Source organism: Thermohalobaculum sp. (assembly GCF_058622915.1).
Genome location: NZ_JBZSYN010000141.1, coordinates 1 through 5,321 on the forward strand (window position 1 = coordinate 1; position 5,321 = coordinate 5,321).

At 65.5% G+C, this 5,321-nt stretch carries 4 protein-coding genes; all 4 read right to left on the reverse strand.

Annotated elements, in window-relative coordinates; genetic code table 11:
* Positions 1-177: 177 nt before the first annotated feature.
* The 4 genes from AC32QD_RS11160 to AC32QD_RS11175 all read right to left on the reverse strand — a co-directional run bounded on the left by AC32QD_RS11160 (position 178) and on the right by AC32QD_RS11175 (position 4,699).
* Entirely contained in the window at positions 178-1,899 is a 1,722-nt protein-coding gene (locus AC32QD_RS11160) for a hypothetical protein (RefSeq protein WP_492010576.1), read from the reverse strand.
* Positions 1,900-2,267: 368 nt separating this feature from the next.
* Positions 2,268-2,942 carry a DUF1028 domain-containing protein gene (locus AC32QD_RS11165; RefSeq protein ID WP_492010577.1) on the reverse strand — a complete coding sequence of 225 codons (675 nt, stop codon included), beginning with the start codon at positions 2,940-2,942 and terminating at the stop codon, positions 2,268-2,270.
* Between the two features lie 4 nt (positions 2,943-2,946).
* Positions 2,947-3,363: a RidA family protein gene (locus AC32QD_RS11170; RefSeq protein WP_492010578.1), complete on the reverse strand. Its 417-nt coding sequence runs from the start codon at positions 3,361-3,363 to the stop codon at positions 2,947-2,949.
* 61 nt (positions 3,364-3,424) lie between these two features.
* The gene (locus tag AC32QD_RS11175; RefSeq protein ID WP_492010579.1) at positions 3,425-4,699 is read right to left on the reverse strand and encodes a flavin-containing monooxygenase; all 1,275 of its coding nucleotides are present in this window, start codon (positions 4,697-4,699) and stop codon (positions 3,425-3,427) included.
* Positions 4,700-5,321 lie beyond the last annotated feature (622 nt).

The window sequence follows — 5,321 nt, forward strand, 5'->3', positions numbered from 1 at the left end:
GGCTTCGTTCAGGCACGGGATGAGAATGGTCACTTCCGGCACCGCGTCCGGCACCGCATGGTCCGTTCTCGACTCGGACAACTGCGCCATGATCGGCTTCCGCAGGAAACGCAAGCGAGCAAGGGCATAGTTAAACAGCCAAGCGTTCCCTTTTGCCAGAAAATTAAGCCGGGAAGCTCAACCGGGAACGAAGCGGAATATGCGCAACGGCTCAACGCTTGGAAGGGGCTTTAGCCATGACGGCCGCTCCGCTTCGGCCCCGGAACTCTTGTCGACGCCCGACCAGGGCGCGTAGGCCGCGCGATCGCAGACCAGGACATAGTCGATCCGCCAGTCGCGCAGAATCCGGTAGGCCTGCTTGCGGTCCGCTTTGGCCAGTCGGATAGCGGCGAGGTTGCCGGCATAGTTGCGGTGATGCGGCGAGCCGAGCACCCAGTGGGGCGTGCGCAGGAGTACATAGGATCCGAACTCGATTGAGGTCGCCACCCGGCCGGGCGGCAGCGCTGCCACCTGCGCCATCTGTTTCTCGCCGGCGCAGTCGGCGTACATGGCGCGCACCTTGGCGCCTTTGGCCGTGGCGTCCCCCCCGCCCGGCAGCTCGACCAGCCTCGTCGGGAAGGGAGTCTGCGTCAGCCAGATCGCGACCAGGAGTGCGGGCTTCAGGACATTCACGAGGCCGGGCAGGGCCGACACCGAGGCCATCAGATAGGCCGCACCGAAGGCGCTGAATGGTAGCGAGCTGTTTGTGCCGCGGAGTTCGCTCAACGAGATCGCCCAACCCGTGACCAGGACCGCGCCCAGGACAATCCAGCCCTGGCGCCTTCCTGCCGGCGCCGTCCAGGCGCCGAGCGCTAGGCCAGCAAGGCCGACCAGCGGCCAGAGCGTCAGCATGTAGATCTGCACCACCTGCGAGCTGCCAAGGATCTGAACGAAATTGCGCGCCTCCATCCGGTGCCTGATCCAATCCATGGTCTCCGGATCGAGCTGGGCATAAGGCCCGGCGAGGCATTCGGGATAGGACCGGAGCACGACCGCGGTCGGCACCGAGACAGCCACCGCAAGGGCCGCGATGCGCCAGCCGCGATGTCCATCTGCTGGCAGAACCCGGGCGGCGAGCGCGCTGATTCCGGCGCCCAGCACGATCGCCGTGACATAGACGATCGAGAGCGCATCGCACCAGCCGACCAGACGCTGGGCGGGTGGAACCGTCAACACCATGGCCAGAGGCGTGCCGAGCGCGAGAACGGCGAGAAAGGCGATCGCCTGCCGGCGCGCATCGCGTCCTCCGAACGCCCATCGCACCGCCATGACCGCCGAAACCACGATGATCACCGGCAACTCCTCGAGCCCGATCGACAGTGACAGGCATGCGAGCGCCGCCGCCAGTGCCGGTTCGAGGGCGCGCCCGCCGCCAGGAAGCAGCAGGAGCGCCGCCGTCATCATCAGGATCGTCTGGACGTAATGGTAGTCGACCCGGCCGGGTGGCATAGCGTAGTAGACTGCAACGGCCGCGATGAACCCTACGCAGATGAGCCCGCGCCTGCCCGCCACCCAAGCGCCTATCGCCCCGCTCGCCAGAACGTAGAGAAAGCTGCAGAACATCGGCCAGACGACGGCACTAGCCAGCACGGCCTGCTTCTCGCCGACCCAGGGGGTGAAGATCGCCATCAGCAGCGCCAGCGGCAGATCGATCACGCGCGACCAGTGCATTGGTGCTGCGTTCGCCGCCCCAAGCCGGTGCTGGTGCAGGTCAAACCAGCCCTGACCTTGGAAGAAGTCCCGCGCCTGTACCAGGCGCATCGCGTCATCGGGCATGATCGCAAGCTGGGCCCCGTCGACCGTCAGCGGGTTCGGCGCCGCCAGCAGGACCGGGATCGTCGCGAAGAGCAAGCTGACCATCAGGACGGTGCCAGGCGGCACTGGGCTATGCCCGCTGGGCTGAACGCGGCCAAAGCTGGCTGAGTCAGTCAATTTTGCGCTCGGAACGCGTCACCGGACACCCCACCCGGGCCACGATCGACGACTATTTATCGGACGCGGGCGTATTAAACAGCAAATTCCACAGTACCGTTCTATCTGCATCTCCCGTTGTTGCCCAATTGCAATTCATTCGCCAGCAGCCCCAAGCGGCGAGGCAAATTGGCGAGTCGGTGCGAGGCCGCCTTGCTAAATTTTTCCAAACCCCGCAGGCCGGGGTCGGTGGCGGCAAAGAAACGGCGGCGGCGGCCAGGCAGCGCCAGGCTCCGGTCACTGCCGGGCCATTCGTGTCACTGGTCACCGGGAACGCCGTAGGAGGGTGCCTCGCGCGGGTCGAGGGCACGACGGATATAGGCGTCCAGCTGCGGCTTGTAGATTTCCCAGGCCCCGGCAAGGGCAGCGATAGGGCAGTCTTCGGTCCAGTCGCAGCGCAGGTCGGCGACCGGCCAGCTCACATTGTCGACGAGCTTGAGACCGGCGGAATGCACCGGGCCGGCCTCGCCGCCCGCGGCCAGACCGGCGCGCAGGGCGGCGATCAACCGGTCGCCCAGATGGCCGGATGTGCCGAGAAATCCGTCGACGATGGCCTGCGGCACGCCGTCGTTGGCCAGCAGATTGCCGCCGGAGGCAACGTCGCGGGCCTGTGCCTCGGCCCAGATGCCAAGGGAGTTTGACCCGGAATGAATGGCCGTGCGCCCATCCTTATCGACCGCGAGCACCTGCCGGTACTCGATGAACCTGCCGCGCCGCTTCACCTCGTCGATGGCCTCGGAAGCACTTACCCCCCGTTCCATCAGGTCGAGCGCGAGCGGCCCCAGGGTCGGGTCCGTGACGTTCTGCGAGGCCACCGCACCGACGCCGGCACGGGCGTAGGAGCAGCGCGCGGCGACGGCCGGCGAGGAGGAAGAGATCGCGACGCCAAACATGCCGCTGTCGGGGCAACGGGCAACCAGCGAGAACGTCATCGCATCACTCCGGGATCACAGCGGTGCCGTCGATCTCGACCAGCCACTCGGGCCGGGCCAGGGCCTGGACCACTAGCCCGGTCGAGACCGGATGCACGCCTTTAATATACTCACCCATGGTGCGGTAGACGGCCTCGCGATGGCGCACATCCGTGAGGTAGACGACGATCTTGACCAAATGCTCCATGCTTCCGCCGGCCTCCTCCAGCACCTGCTTGATGTTCTGCATGACCTTGTGTGTCTGCACGACCGGGTCGTGGCTGTCGATGCTGACAGCGTCGTCGAGGCTCTGCGGGCACTGGCCGCGCAACCACACGATCCGCCCTCCCCGGGTGACGACTGCTTGGCAAAGATCGTTGTCGAGGATTTGCTCCGGATAGGTGTCCTTGGTGTTGAACTTGCGAAGGCGGGTATGCGCCATCTTGGTCGTCCTCCGATCAACTATCCATGTCTGGGCCATGTGTCGCTAGCGTTGTCACTGGCTATGCGTGCTCGGTCCTGCGTCTGGCCGACGGATGATATGCCAGATAGCTGCGCTGCGTGCAGATGTGGTCCGCAAGATACCGCGCGTCGTGCCAAACGCCCCAGATGAAGCTGGACCCCCTGCGTGACAGCCATGGCAAGCCCAGGAAATAGATACCGGGCTCGGCCGAGACACCTCGCTCATGCTTCGGCCTGCCATTTTCATCGAACGCATCGACCTTCAGCCAGCTGAAATCCAGGGCGTAGCCCGTGGCCCAGATAATCGACGCTATTCCGGCCCGTGCCAGGTTCAGCTCGAGGACGGGATCTGTCACGCAGGGCGGGTCCGGTTCGATCCTGCGGGCATCGGTTTCCTCGGGAAAGTCGAGACCGTTGCGGACAATGTAGGCGTCGGCCTCGTCCAGCAGCGATAGGTAGTAGGCATCCCCCTTCGCAATATTGTGCGCAAGATCCGGCGCAAAGGTGACGACGCCCTCGCTGCAGGACACCGTCCGGCCGACCAGCGTCATGCCTCGGGCGGCAAGGTGGCGAAAGTCGACCGTCCGGCCGCCATGCGCACCGCTGACCGCGATCGTGACATGTTCCGTGCCCGGCTCCCGAGCCTGGGCGTCCCACTTGCCCAAAACCCCGAGCCACCAGCAGTAGTCGCGCCCGCGATAGGCCCGCGGCGGACGATCGTGCGGGCCCACCGAAAGCCAGACGCGTCGGCCCGCCTCCACGAGCTCGTCGGCGATCTGGACCCCCGACGAGCCGGCTCCGACCACCAGCACCGCCCCCTGGGGCAACTGTCCGGGGTTGCGGTAGGCGCTGGAATGGAGCTGTGTGATCCTTGGGAAATCGGGGACAATGGCCGGGATGACGGGGCGCTGGAAGGGTCCGGTGGCGGCGACCACCCTATCGGCTTCGATCGGGCCGGCCGAGGTCTCGACCCGGAAGCCGGCGCGACCGACGTTCCTGCGTACCTCCCTGACCTCCACCCCGCAGCGGATCGGGGCAGCGATCCTTTTCGCGTAGGCGACGAAATAATCCGCGATCGTCTCCTTCGGGGCGAACGCATCCGGATCGATTTCCGCAAATTCCATGCCGGGAAACCGATCGTGCCAGGCCGGACCGTTGGCGACCAGGGAGTCCCATCTTGCCGAGCGCCAGCGCTCGGCGATCCGGTGTCGCTCGAGAACCAGATGGGGCACGCCTGCCTTGCCCAGGTGCTCGCTCATGGCCAGCCCGGCCTGGCCGCCACCAACCACCAGCGTGTCCACTTTTTCAGCCGACATTCCTGCGCCCCTTCCGGCTGTCCGCGCATTTCCGCCTGTCTAGCGGATCGGCCGGAGCGAGATAAACACGAATTCATCAAGCCATGCAGAGCCTGTCCGGAATGCTGGCATGATTCTGGACATTCATCGCCGCCGATCTCGATCCTGGGCCGCTGGGTCAGGATTGATAAACGGGCCCCCCACTCAGGGCCAGCTCTGACTTACAGCACTTGGATATGGAGGGCCTCATAGCTGCCGACCGTCTCGGGTCTTCAGCGGCCAGTTTGACCGTCTTCGATCGCTCCTTGCCCAACACCACGCGGCCTGCCACGGATTGACGCCCGGCACCCGATCAGCGGGATGGTTCATGAAATCCGGCACCGGCTGATGTTGCGCAATAGGCTTGCCGGATCCGCCCGTCACAAGACCCTCTGCAATCTCTGCATGCGGTGAAGCCGGGCGCATGTGCCGTCGCATCGTCCCGGCGCGCACCGCCGACAGTGGCTAGAGCGCGTTCCGGCTTTGCCGAGTCATTGGCGGGGTTCACAGGGGCGCTCTGACGTTCGAGTCTCTGCCTCAAACAACGACGAGGCAGGGCATGAGCAGGGCCTATTCGGCGGACCTTCGGGGGCGAGTGATCGAC